The following is a 16,943-nucleotide window of genomic DNA, read 5'->3' on the forward strand; positions in this document are numbered from 1 at the left end:
GCAATCGAGATTGCGCCCGGCCGGGAGCGGGCGGTGTCAGCGCCCGTATTTGCGCATGACCTCAACCAGCGGACCATGCTTGATGGCATCGATCTTGAAACGGTCGTGCGCTGTACCGCCTGAATCTTCCGCCGCCAACATGGCATTGACCACCGCCTCTTCGACGCTGTCGACCGTGGCCAGATAGACGGGATCGAGCATTTCGTCATTGACGATTTCGAGCGTCAGGCGCGGCGGGGCGCGGTGCGCCATCGGCTGCGGATTGGCGGTCGAAAACGCCAGGAAGATGTCGCCGGAATTGTTGCCGCCGGGCGTGCCGTTGCGGCCGATGCCGATGGCCGCGCGCCGGGCGAGACGTTGCAATTGATGCGGCGCCATCGGCAGGTCGGTGGCGATGACGACGATAATCGAGCCGCGTTCCTGCATCTGGCTCTGCGGCGTGCCGTCGCGCATGTGCTGGCCGACCGGTACGCCGCAGATCGTCAGCCAGTCGCGCTGGCCGTGGTTGGCCTGCACCAGCGTGCCGATCGTGTAGTCGCGTCCGCCGAACTCGACGATCCGAGAGGCTGTGCCGGTGCCGCCCTTGAAGCCATAGGCGATCATGCCGGTGCCGCCGCCGCAATTGCCTTCCTGGACAGGGCCGGCGACTGCCGCGTCAAGTGCCGCCTTGACCTCCACCTCGCCGATCGGCTGGCCGTTGATGTCGTTGAGTACGCCGTCATAGGTTTCGGCGACCACCGGCATGATCCAGAGAAAATCGTCGCTGTCATAGGTGGAGGCGTAACGCTCCAGCATCCATTGGATCGTGGCGTGGTGGGTCATCCCCACCGCATGAGTGTTGGTGATCATCACCGGCCCGAGGAAGAAGCCGCCATCCTCGATCCAGTGGGTTCCGGTCATTTCGCCATTGCCGTTGAAACGATGCACGCCCGCGTAAACGGGAACCGGCACGTCCGAGCCTGCATGCGGCAGAATGGCAGTGACCCCGGTTCGAACCGGGCGCTTGCGGCCCGGGCGCGGTTCGTCTTCTGAGATCGTGTGAAAGCCGACGGCAATGCCCTCGACATCGGTGATGGCGTTGTGGGGGCCGGTGCGGCCGGTAAAGGGCAGGCCAAGGTCCCGGGCGCGGGCTTTGGTGGCGGGCGTATTCTTGTTGTCCATGATCATTTCTGCCGAGAGCGGAGGTAGAGGCCAAGCGAGGCGACGACGAAGGAGAATGTCAGCATCATCACCGCGATCGCGTTGATCTCCGGCTTGATGCCGCGCCGAAGCATGGCGAAGATGAACATCGGCAGTGTCGTCACATCGACGCCGGCGATGAAGTAGGTGATGACCAGATCGTCCATCGAGATGATGAAGGCGAGCAGGGCGCCGCCGACGATGCCGGGCAGGAGCTGCGGCAGCGCCACGCGGCGAAAGGTCGTCCATTCGTCAGCGCCAAGGTCGGCCGAGGCGTTTTCGAGTGTGCGGTCCATGCCGGCGAGCCGTGCCGAGACGACGATAAAGACATAGGAAATCAGGAAGGTGCATTGCCCGATGATGATCGTCGTCAGGCCGAGGTGGATGCCCGAATTGACGAAGAAGATCAAAAGCGCGATGCCGAGCACGATATCGGGCATTAGCATCGGCATGAACATGATCACCCGATAAAAGCGCTGGCCAAGAAAGTCGAAACGGTAGAGGCCGATCGCGATCGCCGTGCCGAACACCGTGGCGATCAGCGTCGTCGAGGTGGCGATGACGAGGCTGTTCCACACGGCCTGGAGAAGCTGGCCGGTCGATTCGATATAGAGCGCGTTTTCGGACACCGTCGTCTTGAAGCCCAGTACCTGGGCGTACCATTCGGTGGTGAAGCCGGTCCAGGTCATCATGTTAACCGGGTTGGAATTGAACGAATAGACGGCGATCACCACCAGCGGAATGTAGATGAAGGCGAAGAAGAGGCCGGTGTAGGCGACGAGGCCGCCGCGAAAGAGCGATTGTGCGATCTTCATGGGGATTCCTCAGCGATTGAGCGCGGCGTCGGTGCCGCGGCGGCCGGACGCGAACACGTAGACGAGCAACAGCACCAGCATTACGCTCATGACCATCATCGCCAGAGCCGAGCCGAAGGGCCAATTGCGGGCGGCGAGGAACTGCTGCTCGATCAGGTTGCCGAGCATCATCACCTTGGCGCCGCCGAGGATGGCCGGAACGACGAAGTTGCCGAGCGCCGGGATGAAGACGATGATCGCACCGCCGACGATACCGGGGGCCGTCAGCGGCAGGATGATGCGCCAGAAGGTGCGGATTGGGCCGGCGCCGAGATCGAGCGAGGCGCGCACCAGCGTCCAGTCCAGCTTCTCGACGCTGGCATAGACCGGCATGAACATGAACGGGATGAAGACATAGACCATGCCGAGAATGATGGCGCCGTCCGTATAGATCAGGTCCAGCGGCCGGGCGATCATGCCCGTCGACAGCAGCATCTCGTTGACGAGGCCGGTCTGGCGCAGGATCAGCACCCAGACGAATAGGCGAACGATCAGGCTGGTGAAGAAGGGTAGCGTGATGAGGAACAGGCAGAAGTTCTTCCACCGCTCCGACAACCGGGCAATGCAGAAGGCTGCGGGATAGCAGACGAGCAGGGCGGCCAGAACCGTCAGTGCCGCGATCTTTACCGAGCGGAGGAAGATGGCGATGTAGACGGGATCGAAATCCTCGAACATCGGATCGGCAAAACCGAGGATGCGGCCGAAGTTGTGGGGATAGAAGGTCCACTCGACGCCGCCGTAAAGCCCCGGTGCCAGAAAGCTCGTGACCATCATGATCGCCAGCGGGCCAAGGAAGAACACGGCAAGGAACAGGGAAACGGGACCGAGCAGGACGGCGAGCTGGACGCGGCGGCGAATGGCGATCGACATGTCACGCCTCCGCGCACGGTTGAATGAGGTGAACGGCGGCCGGATCATAGGCGAGCCTGGCGCGGCGCGTTCGCTCGATTTCGCCGATCAGGCTGCGGCGGCCGGCTGGGATCTCGGCGACGATCTTTCTGCCTGCCGGTGTGCGGCCGAACAATTCGAAGGTCGAGCCGACGAACACGATCGCTTCGAGGTCGACGTCAAGCGTGGGGGACGGCTCTCCCGCGTCGGCGAGAAAGAATTGTTCTGGACGGATCAGCGCAGTCGCGGCACCCGACGTTGTCGACGGGGTTCGCCGATAGCGAATTTCCGTGCCGTCGCTGGTCATCAACCGGTCGCCATCGATCCGCCCCTCGAACAGGTTGCTCGCGCCGATGAAGGTGGCGACGAAACTGTTGACCGGGCGGTCGTAGATCGCTCGCGGCGTATCGAGCTGCTGGATGCGACCGCCGGAGAGAACCGCGACGCGATCCGACATCGTCAACGCCTCCTGCTGGTCGTGGGTTACGAAGATGAAGGAGATGCCGAGCTCGTGCTGCAGCGTCTTCAGCTCGATCTGCATGGCCTGGCGCAGGTTCTTGTCGAGGGCTGAAAGCGGCTCGTCGAGCAAAAGCAGTTTTGGACGGGCGATGATGGCACGGGCCAGGGCGACGCGCTGCTGCTGGCCGCCTGAGAGCTGACGCGGACGCCGGCCCTCCATGCCCTCAAGTCCCACCATCTTCAGTGCCGCTGCCACCTGTTCGCGTCGCTTTGCCTTGGCGACGCCAGCGACTTCAAGTGCATAGGCGGTGTTCTCGCCGACGGTCATATGCGGAAACAGCGCGTAGTTCTGGAAGACGGTATTGACGGGGCGGCGGTAGGGCGGCCGGTCGGTCATGTCCTCCCCGTCGATCAGGATGCGCCCGCCGTCGAGCTCGACGAAACCGCTGATCGCCTGCAGCAGGGTGGTCTTGCCGCAACCGGATGGCCCGAGAAGCGTCAGGAACTCGTTGCGCCGCACCTGAAGATCGATGGCGTCGAGCGCGGTCACGCTCCCGCCTTCCGGAGTGGCGAAGGCTTTGCTCGCCCCCTCCAGCCGGACAATGGAATCCTGCATCTGTCATTCCCCAAAATGTTATTTAAATAACGCTTGTGCGTTTTGGATATATGGATACCATTTGTTCATCGGTGTCAACGGCCGCAGAAGCCGGAGCCGGCAAGGACCAGGGAACGGTCCGATCCTGGGGCGCCAAGCCCCACGAACCATCAGAGGAGACTATCTATGACAAAAGCAAGCCGCGTCGTCCGGGCGACCAAGGCCAAACTCCTGGGCTCCACGCGGGCCGCCGCATTCTCGCTGTCCGCCTTGTTCGCCATGGCCGGCCTTGGCCAGGCGGCCGAACTCAACATCTACAACTGGGGCGAATACATCAATCCGGCCGTCCTGAAGAAGTTCGAGGAAGAGACGCAGATCAAGGTCAATCTTTCCACCTATTCCTCCAACGAGGAGATGCTGGCGAAGATCCAGGGCGGCGCCACCGGCTACGACGTCGTCTTTCCGTCGGTCCACATGCAGGACATCATGTCCAAGCTCGACCTCTTGGAGAAGACCGACATCAATGCCTATGAAGGTTTCAAGAACATCGACCCGGCATTCCTGAGGGCAAAGAGCGATCCGAAGGGCGAGTATTGCTTGCCCTATGCCTTTGGAACCGTCGGCATCGTCTACAATCGCAAGGTGCTCGGCAAGGACGTCGTCGGCTGGAAGGACCTGATTGCGACCGTCAAGGAGAAGGGGCTGAAGTTCACCCTGCTCGACGACATGCGCGAAGTGCTGGCCGTCGGGCTGATCCTCAACGGCCACAAGGTCAACTCGACCGACCCGGCCGAGCTGCAGCAGGCGGCCGATACGATCATCGCGATGAAGCCTGACGTCGCGGCCTTCACCTATGATACCCGACCGATGGTGCAGTCCGGCGACGTGGCCGCCGGCCACTTCTTCGTCGGCGCGATGGTCGATGTCTTCGCCAACCAGAAGGACCTCGGCTACGTGATCCCGGAGGAAGGGGCGACCATGTACCAGGAGGATATGTGCGTGTTGAAGACGGCGCCGAACAAGGACAGCGCCATGAAGTTCCTGCAGTTCTATACCCGGCCGGAGGTCGCAGCTCTCAACGTCTCCCAGCAGACCAACGGCACCGCCAACGTGCCGGCGCGACAATTGACCCCCGACCAGATCAAGAATAGCAAGGAAATCAATCCGACGCCCGAAACGATGCAACGGCTCCAGATCTTCGAGGACCTGGGCTCCGGCGTGCGCCAGCTCGATCGCGTCTGGACCAAGGTGAAGACGGCGCAGTAACGGCGGAAAGATCGGCAATTCCGCCCGCGTACAGCGTATTTTGCGTCGGATATCGGGCGCGCGGCACTGCAAGCGGGCGGAAATACCTCCGGGGAGGGGACGTGGCACAACGAATCCTGAAGCTCGTGCAGAGCGAGGAACTCAGGCGGTCGAAATCCGACAGGCTGATTGCCCACTACATCGAGCGCAATCTGGCGGAGATCCCGTTCGAAACGGCAAAATCGATCGCAAGCCGTCTCGAGCTCTCGCCGATGACTGTCGGGCGCTACCTCCGGCGCATGGGTTTCGATGGCCTCGATCAGCTGAAGCACGAGCTGCGGCGCGGCAGCTCCAACCCGGCCTGGCAGGTGAAGGGGCCGGTCGATCGACTGCGCGAAGACATTCGTGAGGGCAAGCTGCTCGCCGGCCTTATCCAGGAACAGATCAACAATCTCGGTCTGGTCTACGAACTGACCACCTCGCCGGAATGGCAGCAGGCGATCGAGGCGCTGATCAGTGCCAGCGAGGTTTATGTCGCAGCCTATCAGAACGTGCGCGGCATCGCCCAGTATTTCGCAAGCCAGCTCTCCTATACCCGCTCGCGGGTGCAGTTCGTCGATGGCTTGAACGGCACCTATTCGGAACTGCTGGATGGTTCGGTCGAGGGGCGCGTGCTTTTCCTGCACGATGTCAGGCGCTTTGCTGCCAAGGCCAAGCCGCTTGCGATGGAAGCGCGCCGCGCCGGCGTCAAGGTTATCCTCTACACCGACGAATATTGCCCCTGGGCAGCGGAAGTGTCGGATATCTGCCTGGTTGTCCCGGGTTCGCACGGCCCCCTATGGGACGGCGCGGCGACGACCATCGCCGTCATGGACCTGATGCTCAGCAACATTATCGTCGTTCTCGGCGACGAGGTCAGCGAGCGCGTCGGCATGTTGACGCGGCTTCAGGACGTGTTCGGCGACTTCGAGGCTTGAGCGGCGCCAAGGGCGCTCCACTTGCGCTGCCTTCGTTCGTCGTCGCGGGAGGCCTGCTGCCTCCTTTCCAAAATGCTTTCCCATGGGCCGCGATTGAACATCGTGGTGGCCAATGGATGCCCTGCTGACCAGGCCGATGTTTCGGTGCCCACCGCCTTTGCACCGCCCGCGCCTTCGACCGCCGCCCCGCTGATCGGCGGCACGGCGTCCGATCCTTTGCGGGTCTTTGCAAAGATTTTTGTCGGCACCATTCTGCACTGTCGCAAGCGCCAGTTTTCTACCGACTTTGGCGCCGATTTCGTCCGATAGCTGCAGAAAACCCCAGAAATTGGACTGACTTTCGAGCATTGGACCAAGCCTTGCAGGGTCTTGCAAGGATTCTTGCGGGCGTTGCCTTGACTGCAAGATGGTTTGCCTGAACGATGGGTCACGCAAAGAAACTTGTAGAGCGCCATGACACTCATCGATCGCATAAAGGCACAATCGAAAAGGCTGACCGAGGCGGATCAGAAGCTGATCGCGACGATGCTTGAGAACCGGGCGGAGGCTGCCTTTTTGTCCGGGCCGCAGCTATCGCAGCGCGCCAGCGTTCATGAGGCGACTGTGACCCGCCTGGCGCAAAAGCTCGGCTACCGCGGCTTTCCCGACCTGCGGGCGCAGCTGCAGCGCGAGGTGCTTGACGATCAGGATGCGGCGACCCGCATGCGCCGCTCGGTCGCCAAGGTCGAGCACGGCGACTACCTGACCGACCTGATCGCGGCCGAGATTTCGGCCCTGGAGACACTCGCGCGTTCGGTGCCGCAAGGTGACGTGGACCTGGCCGCCGACATGATCTTCGAGGGGCGCCGGGTGTTCGTGTTCGGTCAGGGGCACGCGCAGTCGGTCGCCGGCTTCCTGCAGCGCCGGCTCGACCGCTTCGGCATGACGACGATCGCGCTGACCGGCCGTGGTCGCGATATCGCCGAGCGCATGGTCAGCATGGACAAGAACGACATCGTCGTCGCACTCGCCTTTCGCAAGCAGCCGCAAAGCTATGCGCCGCTGGTGCAGCATGCCCGGCGCGTCGGCGCGCGGACGATTTTGATTTCGGACCTTGCCGGCCCGCTGATGGAGCCGGTTGCGGACCTGATGCTCGCAGCACCCCGCGGGCGTTCGGGAAGCGAGTTTCAGACACCGACCATTCCGTTTGCCATCGTCAACGGCATCGTCCTGACGATTGCCGGCAGGCATGAGCGCGAGGTGATCGGCAGGCTGGAGAAACTGTCGGAGCTGTTCAACGACTTCGATTGACTGGGGAAAATGGAGGAGGAAACCATGTTGAAGCGACTGATGAAGTCCGCACTTGCGGCCTGCGTCGTGCTGCCGACGGCAGTTACGGCGGCAGATCTGGATGGCATGACACCCGAGCAGCTGCTGCCGCTCGCACAGAAGGAGGGCAGCGTCACCGTCTTCTCATTATCGAGCCGCATCGCCAAGATCGAGAAAGCCTTCGAGGAAACCTATCCGGGCATCGATCTGATCGGTCTCGACATGAGTTCGACGAAGCAGATCGCGCGCCTGGAAGCCGAACAGCAGGCCGGCGTGCATGCCGTCGACGTGCTCTACATCGCCGACACGCCGGTGGTCTTCAGCAAGCTTCTCGAAGCCAAGCGCATCGTCAACTACGTGCCGCCGCGCGTGGCAGGTCAGATCGACGATCGTTACAAGGGGCCGCTGCTCACCCAGCGCCTGTCGACCAAGGTGCTGATGTACAACGAGAAGGCTTTTCCCGGCGGCTCACCGGTCACCAATCTGTGGCAGCTGACCCAGCCGGAGTGGCAGGGCAAGGTGCTGATGGTCGATCCGAGCCAGCGTGGCGAACTGCTCGACCTCCTGACCGAGATCGCACTCCATCCGGATGAGATGGCCGCGGCCTACAAGGCGCAGTTCGGCAAGGATATTGCCGTGGACGCCGATCTTCAGGGCGCCGGCGAGCAGTTCATCAAGGATCTCTTTGCCAACGACCTGATCCTCGTCCCCAACAGCGACGTGCTCAACAAGTCGGTCGGCGACGCAACGGCCAAGAACCCGCCCGTCGGCTTTGGCACCTATTCGGACCGCCGCGACAACGAGAAGGAAGGATGGGCGCTGCAGGTCGCCAACAATGTCGAGCCGGCCAACGGCATTCTGTTTCCCGCGATTTTGACGATTGCCGACAAGGCACCGCATCCAGCCGCCGCGCGGCTGCTGATCGACTTCATGTTCGGCGACGACACGCCGACGGGAGGTGCCGGCTTTGAACCCTTCAACGTTCCCGGCGATTATGCCACGCGCACGACCATCGCCCACCATCCGGACTCCGTCAAACTCGGGGAGCTGAAGGCCTGGACTATCGACCCGGCCAAGACCGCCGCCGCCCGCGGACGTGTCTCCGATCTCATCATCACGCTTCAATAACAGGCTGTTTGCCGGCGCAACTGAGCTTGCGCCGGCAAACGCCGAGGTTCGCAAATGACATTCATATCGACCTTCGCGCCATCGGGCGGTCGCCGGCTGCTCCGATCAAGCTTCGTCATGCCGGCAATCCTCGTTGCCATCGTCGCCATCCTGGTGGTGGCGCCGCTTGTGCGCATCCTTCTGTCGACACTCACCCCTGAAGGCATCGCGGCCTGGCAGGCGGTGCTTGTCAGCCCGCTGTCCTTCAATCTTTGGTGGCGACCGCTGTTTAACACCATGGTTCTCGGGTTCGGGGTCGCGAGCGGCTGCCTCATCCTCGGCGGGTTTCTGGCCTGGCTGGTAGTTCTGACCGACGTGCCCGGACGTCGCCTGCTCGGACTTATGGGGACCTTGCCCTATATGATCCCAAGCTTCGCTGCGGCGCTCGCCTGGGGAACGCTGTTTCGAAATTCCCGCCTCGGCGGTTCCGCTGGCTTCTTCGAGACCAATGGCCTTGCCATTCCCGACTGGCTCGCCTGGGGGCTGGTGCCGACCGCGATCGTACTGATCGCCCACTACTACTCGCTCGCCTATACGATTATCGCCGCAGCCCTCAGTTCGCTCGGCGCGGATCTGGTTGAGGCGGGGCAGATGGCCGGTGCCAAACGGCCGCGCATCTTCTTCGGCATCATCCTGCCCGTGGTCACGCCGGCCCTGATCGCCGCCGCTTCTCTTACCTTTGCCGGCGCCGTCGCCAACTTCGCAGCGCCCGCACTTCTTGGCCTGCCGGTGCGCATGCAGACGCTTTCCACCCGCCTCTTCGGCATGATCGAAACCGGTCAAAACGAGCGCGGCTTCGTGCTCGCTCTGCTTCTGATCGCCGTGTCGGCGCTGTTTCTCTGGATGTCGGACCGCATCGTCTCTGGCCGCAAGGCCTTCGTCACGGTCACCGGCAAGGGCGGTCGCACGAAACGCTTTCCGCTCGGTGCCTGGCGCTGGCCGCTCTTCGCGGTTGCCGTAACCATCGGTCTTCTGACCACCGTGGTACCGGTTCTGGTGCTCGCCGCCTCAAGCCTTGCGCCGCAAAGCGGCGCGCTGTTTTCGCACTGGACGCTGCATTTCTGGATTGGCGAAGGCGGCGGCGAAATTGCGCAGGGGCAGGCGGGTATCTTCCGCAACCCCGTGCTGATCGACGCCCTCTGGAACACGATCCGCCTTGGCCTTGTCGTCGCGCTGACGACGATGCTGCTGGGCCTCGCGCTCGCCTACACCATCGTCCAGCGCCGTGGCAGCCTGCTGGCCACGATCCTTTCCCAGCTTGCCTTCGTCCCGCTTCTGGTGCCGAGCATCGCCTTTGCCGCCGCCTATATTGCCCTCTTTGGTGCACCGATCGGTCCGCTGCCTTCGCTTTATGGTACCTTCGCGCTGCTGGTGATTGCGGCATCTGCGCATAATCTCCCCTTCGCGGTGCAGTCCGGCCGATCGGTCCTCGGCCAGATCTCTGCCGACATTGAGGAGAGCGCGCGGCTGACTGGGGCAGGCCTGCTTCGCCGGTTGTTCGCGATCATCTTCCCGCTGGCAATCCGCGGTCTGTTTGCCGGAGCGATCCTCGTCTTCGTCAAGATGGTGCGTGATCTCTCGCTGGTCGTGCTCCTGTTCACCGCGACGTCGCCCGTGCTCAGCATGGTCGCCTATCGTTATGCCGCCGAGGGCTTCATGCAGTTCGCCAATGCCATCACCCTCGTCATCCTTATCGTCTGCCTTGCGGCCTCGTTTCTGGCCCATGGCCTCCAGAACCGCGTCCAGAAATGGAAACAACCATGAACGCACTTGCAACCGGCGCCGCGGACGCCATCGAGATCCGCAACCTCGTCAAGCGATTTGGCGCCTTCACCGCGGTCAAGGATGTCAACATATCGGTACCAGCCGGCTCGTTCCTGGTCCTCGTAGGCCCCTCGGGCTGCGGCAAGTCGACATTGCTGCGTATGCTGGCGGGACTGGAAGGTCCGAGTGAAGGCGAGATCGCCTTTGTCGGCCAGACCGTGTCGAGTGGTGCGGGCGGCGTGATTGCCGATGCGGGCCGACGCAACGCCGGCCTCGTCTTCCAGAGCTACGCTTTGTGGCCGCACATGACGGTCGCCGGCAATATCGCATGGCCTTTGAAGGTTGCGCGGTGGCCGCGCGAAAAGCGCGATCGTCGGGTCAAGGAAGTCCTTGCTTTGCTCGGCATCGGCGCCCTTGCCGAGCGTTATCCCGCGGAAATCTCCGGCGGCCAGCAGCAGCGCGTGGCGATCGCCCGCACCATCGCGCCGGAGCCGAGCATTCTGCTGTTTGACGAACCCCTGTCGAACCTTGATGCCAAGCTGCGTATCGAGATGCGCAGCGAATTGATGCGGATCCACAGGGCAACCGGTGCTACCTCTGTCTATGTCACGCATGATCAGGTAGAGGCCATGACCATGGCGACGCATGTCGCCGTGCTCAACAATGGCCGCGTCGAGCAGTTCGGCAAGCCGATCGAACTGCTGCGCAATCCGGCCACGACCTTCGTCGCCACCTTTCTCGGCACGCCGCCGGCCAATCTTTTGCCGGCACGCCGGGTCGCGGACATGTTCGTCTTCAACGATACACCGCTGACCTCGGGTTCCATCGCGCCCGGTCACGACGCGGTACAGCTCCTCTATCGCGCCGAAGACGTGTCTGTTGGCGCGGTGGCGGACAAGCCTTCGGTCACCGCGCGTTTCGCGGAGGCCGCGCCGATTGCCGGACGCACGATGGTCACGGCCATGCTCGGCGAACTCAGGATCACCGGTATGGCGGAAGGTTATTTCAGCGCCATGCCTGGCGACCCTGTCACACTGTCATTCATACGGACCCCTGACGCAGTCTTTGCCGTCAGCGGAGAAAGGATAACTCAATGAGGCTGATCCTCATGCGCCATGGCGAAACCGAGTGGAACGCCGAACAACGACTACAGGGCCAGGACAACTCGCTTCTGTCCGAGCGCGGCATGGCCCAGGTCCGGCGGTTCCGTCCCTATGCCAAGGCGCTAAAGCCTGCGCGCATCATCGCCTCCGATCTCGGCCGGACTCGGCAGACCGTTGCGCTCATCGGGCATCCGGATGCACCCTCCGACGAGCGCTTTCGCGAGCTCGACATGGGAGAATGGACGGGGCGGCGCAAGCCGGAGCTGATCGCCGAGCGCCCGGAGGATTACACCGCCTGGCGCGCCGGGACATTCACGCCCGCCAATGCCGAAACCTGGATCGCCTTTCGCAACCGCGTAGCCGACGGGGTTCGCGACTGGATGTCGCGAACGGACGGCGACCTGCTCGTGGTGGCGCATGGCGGCGTCATCCGCGCGGCCTGCCACGAATTTCTGGACCTGCCACCCTCGCGCGTCGTTCCCGTCACGCCGGGAACGGCAACCATCCTGAACTTCCCCGTAGCGGACCGGTCTGCAGCGCAGCTCGAAGGCTACAACATTGGATCTGTCGCTCCCGACATATCTGTCGCCGATTGATCGCCTGAAGCGCAAGGGCCTCGCAAAACATGAATTCCGGAACGTTTGTCATTGTGGAACTGCTCGGCGGCGTCGCGCTGCTGCTCTGGGGCGTGCGGATGGTGCGGACCGGGGTCATGCGCGGTTGGGGTGACCGGCTGCAGCGCTTCGTCGAGCAGCGGCTCTCCAACCGGCTGACCGCGTTCGGTGGTGGTATCGCCGCCACCGCCGTTCTCGGCAGCGCCACGGCGATGGCGCTGATCATCGCCGGCCTGGCAGGGGCTGGCGCTATCGGGTCGGCGACGGGCCTTGCGGTGCTGCTGGGGGCCGATATCGGCTCGGCGCTCGTTTCCGGCCTGTTCGCGTCGGGCTCGTCGCTGGCAACGACGATGGCGCCACTCTTTCTGTTCGCGGGCTATCTCACCTTCGGCGCGTCGAGCGAGTTTCGCCCGCGAAATGCCGGTCGGATCATGATGGGCCTTGGTCTCATGCTCCTGGCACTGAAGGTCATCGTTTCGGCGACGGCTCCCTTGCGGGAGGCCACGCTGTTTCACGACGTTCTGGCGGCGATTGCCAATGAGCCGGTTCTCGGCTTCCTCGTCGGTGCGATCCTCGCCTGGTTCTGCCATTCGACCCTGGCGGTCATTCTGTTGATCGCATCGCTCATGACCAATGGCAGCCTGGAGGTGGCCGGCGCCGTGCCTTTGATCCTCGGCGTCAATTTCGGCGGCGGTCTGCCTGCCGTCAGCGCGACCCTCGATCAGCCGTCTGTCGCCCGCAAGCTTCCGGTCGCCAATCTGCTCTGTCGTGGTTTTCTGGCCGTGGCACTGCTGCCGCTGTCACGACAGATCGTCGATCTTGCCGGGCATCTGCCGATAGACCCCTTGCATGTTGCGGTCGGGCTCCATGCCGCGTTCAATCTTGTGGTCGCAGCCGTGTTCCTGCCGATCACCCCAGTCGTCGTGCGTATTGTCGACCGGTTGATCCCGAATGCCGCGACCGCCGACGATCCCCTGGCGACGCCGCGCTATCTCGACAGCGTCTCGTTGGCAACGCCAGCCATTGCGCTTTCCAATGCGACGATGGAGACGATCCGGATGAGCGAGTTGCTGGAGCGAATGTTCCTGACGTCGCTGACCGCGCTGTCTTCCAGTCGGCTGGAGGCATTGAAGGAGGTCAACGCCATCGATCTCAAGCTCGGGACCTACATGGGCTCGGTCCATGCCTATCTCGGCCGCCTGGCCCAAGGCGAGCTTTCGGCAGTCGACACCCGCCGTGCCTTCGAGATCATGCTCTTTGCCAGCAATATCGAGCATGCCGGCGACGTCATCAAGCTCAACCTGGCTGACCGCATCCGGGCAAAGATCAGGCAGGACATTGAGCTCGCGCCGAGCCAGCGCGAGGCCATCGACAGGCTTTGCGAGGAGGTGGCCTCCTCGCTGCGCCTGGTGCCCGCGGCCCTTTCGTCACGCGACGTCGGCGCCGCAGCTCGTCTGGCTTCGCAGAAGGACCGCTTCCGCGCGCTTGAAGAGCGCGCAATCAACGGGCATCTCGGCCGGGAAGGCATGGAAAAGGGCGTCAGTTTGAGCAGCAACGCCCTGTTCATCGATCTCGTCGGCGACCTGCACCGGATCAATTCGCACATAGCCGCTGCGGCCTACCCGCTGATCCAGGCGGCGGGATTGCTGAACGAGACCCGCCTTCGCACGTCTGCCTTAAGCGAACGGCTCGCGTGAGAGACCAACGAGGTCGGTGCAATGAACGGCCGGATGGCCTTGTCGCGTCTGTCTACAGACGAACAAGGTTGTCTTCTCTTGGTGACGGACGGAGTGCAATGCCGAGGCGTAAGGGGCAACCCTCGCCCCCCTATCGCATCTCGTGACGATCTATCTTCGCTGGCGCTTGTCAGTGCAGTGCAGAGGGCATCACGAACACGGACATGCCGTCCTCTTCGACGGCGCTCAGAAATTCGGCGAGCGCGGCCGCATCGGTCGCAAACAGGTCTTCCCAGCGCGTCGACATGCCCTGGCTATCGGTGACTTCGAGCGCCCATTCGTTGCCGTCCTCGACGCGGGAGATTTCGACTGTCACAGTGATCCCGTCGCGCGAGAATTCCTGCGAGAGCGGGGACAGGACGATTTTCGGTTCTTCGTTCATGCGACACCTTTTGCCATGTCGGTTGGATCGATCCGTCGAACCGACTGCCTCTAGCTACGCCATTGCCGCTGGGGCAATCAAGGCCGCCTTCAGCGTCGCCGGGAGGCTATCCAACTTTGCGAGGGTGGAAGCAGTTCGTCCATGGTGTCGCGGGGGCGTCGGCGTCGGATCTTGTCTGTTTCGCTGCGAAGGTCCCGGCGGGCGCACCGGCTGGTGTTCGGGACGTGCATGAGCAAGCGAAAAAAATGCCACGCGACCGCGTCACAGCGGGCGTTGCCGGTTCGTCAAGGTGATATGGAGCCGGAAGGTGCGCACGACGGCACACCGTATCGACGATCGTGCAAATGCGCTTTCCAAGGCTTCCTCGTGCAACAAACGGAAAGCAAAACAATGGCATCGACACTTTCGAAATCGCCTGTCCGTCTCTTTAACCCGGTCGGGCTCTATGATGCATCGGTCAATGGTTATTCCCATGTCGGCGTGGTTCCATCAGGCGTGCGGCTGGTCTTCATCGCCGGCCAGGGCGGGGAGGATGAGCAAGGCAGCCTCGATCCGGATTTCCGGCAGCAGGTTCGCCGGGCGCTTGCCAATCTGCGCACCGCGCTTGCCGCGGCGGGCGCTGGGCCAAGTGATATCGTCAAGCTGACGGTGCTGATCGTCGATCACTCCGAAGAGCGACTGCACGTCTTCGGCGCCGAACTGGAAGCGGCGCTCGGCCACGGTACCAAGCCGACATGCACGCTGATCCCGGTTCCGCGGCTGGCGCTCGACGGAATGCTGTTTGAGATCGAGGCTGTTGCGGCACTCGGTTAGCCGGAACAGGGACGGGTGCCGCCCAGGGTGCTCGTCCGAAGTCCGGGCAGCGGGATGTTTGGCGCGCCCACTATCCCCTTTGGCGGAAGCAGGGTGAAATGCTCCCTCAAGGATAGCGCGCGCGAAAACGCTGACGGTATTGCGCCGGGCTGATGCCCGCCATGCGCTTGAACAGCCGGCGGAAAAAGGTCGGGTCCTCATATCCAACGTCCGCCGCGACGTCGTCGATGCCGCCGTCGCTGGTTTCCAATATCTGCTTGGCCTCCTCGATGCGGATGGCCTGCACGTAGTCGACAGGCGCGTAACCGGTGGCCTGCTTGAAGCGACGCTTGAACGTGCGTTCCGGCAGCCCGGATTGCTCGACCATCCGGGTTGCGGGATTGCTCACCGCATAATGGTCGGCGATCCATATCTGGCTGCCGGCGATGATGGCATCCTCATGCCGCCGTGGCTGCGCCATCGCCGCAAAGGGCAGTTGCCCGTCCCGACGATCGCCGATCAGAAAGAGCTTGGCGATCCGGGCCGCCTCCGTCGGGCCGCAGAAGCGGCCGATCAGGTAAAGCACAAGCTCCTGCCAGGCCGAGGCGCCGCCGCTGGTCATCAGCCGTCCATCGTAGCCGCTTTCACACAGGATGCGCTCCGGCCGGAAACGGACAGCGGGATAGAGGTCACGGAATAACCCGGCGGCAGTCCAGTGCGATGCCGCGTCCTTGCCGTCGAGCAGGCCTGCTTCGGCGAGCAGCAGCGAGCCGCTGCAGGTGGAGCACACCGTCGCGCCGCGCCGCAACTGTTCGCGCACCCAGGCGATTTCTTGGCTCCAGCGTCCGCTGGGAACGTCCGTCGGCCCCAGCTCCAGATCACAAATGATGATCAGGTCTGCATCGGCTTGCGTGTCGATCGTTTCCTGCGGCGCGATCGGCACGCCGATGGCGGAAGGAAACGGTTCCATCTGCCGCGCGACGATGCGCGGGCGCAATCGGCGAACGGGAGGCCGCCTCGTGCCGGCATCAAACCTGCCGACATGGCTCATGACCTCGTAAAGGCCGTAAACTGCCATGGGGCCGGTTTCAGGCAGGACCAGAATGCTGACGGTGAGATCGGCGCCATCGGTGTTTTTCGGAAACATCGCCGATGATTGGCATGAATGCCCCGCTCCTGTCCATATCGGCTCTAACAGGTCGACGGCCCCCGGCTTAGCTTTCCCGCAGGCAGTCAATCCCGACCGGCATATCAAGGAGAGCGCCATGAAAACGTCGAAAGCCGAACACGCCACCGTCATCGTCGAACGAACCTATGCAGCCCCGCCGCATCTCGTCTTTGCCGCCTGGTCGGACCGCGATGTGCTCGCAACCTGGAGTGCGCCCGGCGATGGTTGGAAGCTGGCCTGGCGCGCCTTCGATTTCACCGTCGGGCACACAGATATCTGCACGTTCGGCGCGATCGATGCCGAGCCCTATATCAACACCACGCGGTACGAAGAGATCAAGCCGAACCAACGCATCGTTTATACAAGCACGATCTCCTACATGGGCGACCTTATCTTTGCCGGCGTTGTCACCGTAGAATTCTCGGCCGTCGACGACGCGACACGTGTCGTCATGACCGAGAGTGGCGTCTATCTCGATGGCAGCGATAGCGCGCTCGGGCACGAGGATGGCTGGGCGGCGATGCTCGACAGTCTCGGAGATTATCTGATGCGCCGCCTGCGGCGTGCCGCGTGACATCGTGCCCCCATGCCTCATCACAGAGGCTGTCGTTTCCCAAACTCGATGAGGCGCAGGATGCTCACGCCGCGTGACGGCACGCTGCGGGTATCCCGCCCGCAGCATCCGGGCCCAATTACAGGTTTTCCCGCGTTA

At 62.9% G+C, this 16,943-nt stretch carries 17 protein-coding genes; 11 read left to right on the forward strand and 6 right to left on the reverse strand.

The annotated features are described in order from the left end of the window. Positions 1–36 precede the first annotated feature (36 nt). From AC07UR_RS06320 to AC07UR_RS06335, 4 genes are read right to left on the reverse strand one after another with little or no spacing between them, the layout of a single operon-like run. Positions 37–1,161: a DmpA family aminopeptidase gene (locus tag AC07UR_RS06320; RefSeq protein ID WP_209789333.1), complete on the reverse strand. Its 1,125-nt coding sequence runs from the start codon at positions 1,159–1,161 to the stop codon at positions 37–39. A 2-nt stretch (positions 1,162–1,163) separates the two neighbouring features. Then, positions 1,164–1,994, reverse strand: coding sequence for an ABC transporter permease (locus AC07UR_RS06325; RefSeq protein WP_209789334.1), 831 nt, complete (start codon positions 1,992–1,994; stop codon positions 1,164–1,166). 9 nt (positions 1,995–2,003) lie between these two features. Further along, complete coding sequence (locus AC07UR_RS06330) at positions 2,004–2,903, reverse strand: ABC transporter permease (protein ID WP_209789335.1); 900 nt, start codon at positions 2,901–2,903, stop codon at positions 2,004–2,006. A gap of 1 nt (position 2,904) precedes the next feature. Next, positions 2,905–3,996: an ABC transporter ATP-binding protein gene (locus tag AC07UR_RS06335; protein WP_173421544.1), complete on the reverse strand. Its 1,092-nt coding sequence runs from the start codon at positions 3,994–3,996 to the stop codon at positions 2,905–2,907. Between the two features lie 165 nt (positions 3,997–4,161). Here AC07UR_RS06335 and AC07UR_RS06340 point away from each other — a divergent pair, with 165 nt between their 5' ends. The 9 genes from AC07UR_RS06340 (at position 4,162) to AC07UR_RS06380 (ending at position 13,850) form a co-directional block, all read left to right on the forward strand. Then, positions 4,162–5,241: a polyamine ABC transporter substrate-binding protein gene (locus AC07UR_RS06340; protein WP_209789336.1), complete on the forward strand. Its 1,080-nt coding sequence runs from the start codon at positions 4,162–4,164 to the stop codon at positions 5,239–5,241. 101 nt (positions 5,242–5,342) lie between these two features. Further along, positions 5,343–6,197, forward strand: coding sequence for a MurR/RpiR family transcriptional regulator (locus AC07UR_RS06345; protein WP_173421545.1), 855 nt, complete (start codon positions 5,343–5,345; stop codon positions 6,195–6,197). Positions 6,198–6,290: 93 nt separating this feature from the next. After that, positions 6,291–6,506, forward strand: coding sequence for a hypothetical protein (locus tag AC07UR_RS06350; protein ID WP_209789337.1), 216 nt, complete (start codon positions 6,291–6,293; stop codon positions 6,504–6,506). Positions 6,507–6,650: 144 nt separating this feature from the next. Next, positions 6,651–7,487 (forward strand): MurR/RpiR family transcriptional regulator, encoded by an 837-nt coding sequence (locus AC07UR_RS06355; protein WP_209789338.1) that lies wholly within the window; start codon positions 6,651–6,653, stop codon positions 7,485–7,487. 27 nt (positions 7,488–7,514) lie between these two features. Next, positions 7,515–8,633: an ABC transporter substrate-binding protein gene (locus tag AC07UR_RS06360; RefSeq protein ID WP_412728346.1), complete on the forward strand. Its 1,119-nt coding sequence runs from the start codon at positions 7,515–7,517 to the stop codon at positions 8,631–8,633. A 117-nt stretch (positions 8,634–8,750) separates the two neighbouring features. Further along, positions 8,751–10,436, forward strand: a complete 1,686-nt coding sequence (locus AC07UR_RS06365; RefSeq protein WP_209789718.1) for an ABC transporter permease — start codon at positions 8,751–8,753, stop codon at positions 10,434–10,436. Beyond that, entirely contained in the window at positions 10,433–11,533 is a 1,101-nt protein-coding gene (locus tag AC07UR_RS06370; protein ID WP_173421548.1) for an ABC transporter ATP-binding protein, read from the forward strand. Before AC07UR_RS06365 ends, AC07UR_RS06370 begins: the two co-directional genes overlap by 4 nt. Beyond that, complete coding sequence (locus tag AC07UR_RS06375) at positions 11,530–12,135, forward strand: histidine phosphatase family protein (RefSeq protein WP_209789340.1); 606 nt, start codon at positions 11,530–11,532, stop codon at positions 12,133–12,135. Before AC07UR_RS06370 ends, AC07UR_RS06375 begins: the two co-directional genes overlap by 4 nt. 29 nt (positions 12,136–12,164) lie before the next feature. Further along, the gene (locus AC07UR_RS06380) at positions 12,165–13,850 is read left to right on the forward strand and encodes a Na/Pi cotransporter family protein (RefSeq protein WP_173421550.1); all 1,686 of its coding nucleotides are present in this window, start codon (positions 12,165–12,167) and stop codon (positions 13,848–13,850) included. Between the two features lie 169 nt (positions 13,851–14,019). On the opposite strand, the gene AC07UR_RS06385 is transcribed toward AC07UR_RS06380, so the two are convergent. Next, on the reverse strand, positions 14,020–14,271 hold the full coding sequence (locus tag AC07UR_RS06385; RefSeq protein WP_077501159.1) for a hypothetical protein: 252 nt from the start codon (positions 14,269–14,271) through the stop codon (positions 14,020–14,022). A 390-nt stretch (positions 14,272–14,661) separates the two neighbouring features. On the opposite strand from AC07UR_RS06385, the gene AC07UR_RS06390 reads away from it, so the two are divergent. Then, positions 14,662–15,084, forward strand: coding sequence for a RidA family protein (locus AC07UR_RS06390; RefSeq protein ID WP_209789341.1), 423 nt, complete (start codon positions 14,662–14,664; stop codon positions 15,082–15,084). Positions 15,085–15,190: 106 nt separating this feature from the next. Here AC07UR_RS06390 and AC07UR_RS06395 read toward each other — a convergent pair whose 3' ends face one another. Further along, complete coding sequence (locus tag AC07UR_RS06395) at positions 15,191–16,330, reverse strand: GlxA family transcriptional regulator (protein ID WP_234941675.1); 1,140 nt, start codon at positions 16,328–16,330, stop codon at positions 15,191–15,193. Between AC07UR_RS06395 and AC07UR_RS06400 the strand changes: the two genes are divergently transcribed. Continuing rightward, positions 16,329–16,805, forward strand: a complete 477-nt coding sequence (locus AC07UR_RS06400) for an SRPBCC domain-containing protein (RefSeq protein ID WP_209789342.1) — start codon at positions 16,329–16,331, stop codon at positions 16,803–16,805. The two genes, AC07UR_RS06395 and AC07UR_RS06400, sit on opposite strands and share 2 nt — an antisense overlap. The last annotated feature ends 138 nt before the right edge of the window (positions 16,806–16,943 follow it).

It is taken from the genome of Ensifer sp. GW821-FHT05G01, assembly GCF_059419585.1.

Bases quoted from the DNA above. Each gene is read 5' to 3' on its own strand.
- AC07UR_RS06320 (WP_209789333.1), bottom strand. From the start codon at position 1,161: ATGGACAACAAGAATACGCCCGCCACCAAAGCCCGCGCCCGGGACCTT.
- AC07UR_RS06385 (WP_077501159.1), bottom strand. From the start codon at position 14,271: ATGAACGAAGAACCGAAAATCGTCCTGTCCCCGCTCTCGCAGGAATTC.
- AC07UR_RS06370 (WP_173421548.1), top strand. From the start codon at position 10,433: ATGAACGCACTTGCAACCGGCGCCGCGGACGCCATCGAGATCCGCAAC.
- AC07UR_RS06390 (WP_209789341.1), top strand. From the start codon at position 14,662: ATGGCATCGACACTTTCGAAATCGCCTGTCCGTCTCTTTAACCCGGTC.
- AC07UR_RS06325 (WP_209789334.1), bottom strand. From the start codon at position 1,994: ATGAAGATCGCACAATCGCTCTTTCGCGGCGGCCTCGTCGCCTACACC.
- AC07UR_RS06365 (WP_209789718.1), top strand. From the start codon at position 8,751: ATGCCGGCAATCCTCGTTGCCATCGTCGCCATCCTGGTGGTGGCGCCG.
- AC07UR_RS06395 (WP_234941675.1), bottom strand. From the start codon at position 16,330: ATGGCGCTCTCCTTGATATGCCGGTCGGGATTGACTGCCTGCGGGAAA.
- AC07UR_RS06355 (WP_209789338.1), top strand. From the start codon at position 6,651: ATGACACTCATCGATCGCATAAAGGCACAATCGAAAAGGCTGACCGAG.
- AC07UR_RS06400 (WP_209789342.1), top strand. From the start codon at position 16,329: ATGAAAACGTCGAAAGCCGAACACGCCACCGTCATCGTCGAACGAACC.
- AC07UR_RS06380 (WP_173421550.1), top strand. From the start codon at position 12,165: ATGAATTCCGGAACGTTTGTCATTGTGGAACTGCTCGGCGGCGTCGCG.
- AC07UR_RS06375 (WP_209789340.1), top strand. From the start codon at position 11,530: ATGAGGCTGATCCTCATGCGCCATGGCGAAACCGAGTGGAACGCCGAA.
- AC07UR_RS06330 (WP_209789335.1), bottom strand. From the start codon at position 2,903: ATGTCGATCGCCATTCGCCGCCGCGTCCAGCTCGCCGTCCTGCTCGGT.
- AC07UR_RS06340 (WP_209789336.1), top strand. From the start codon at position 4,162: ATGACAAAAGCAAGCCGCGTCGTCCGGGCGACCAAGGCCAAACTCCTG.
- AC07UR_RS06335 (WP_173421544.1), bottom strand. From the start codon at position 3,996: ATGCAGGATTCCATTGTCCGGCTGGAGGGGGCGAGCAAAGCCTTCGCC.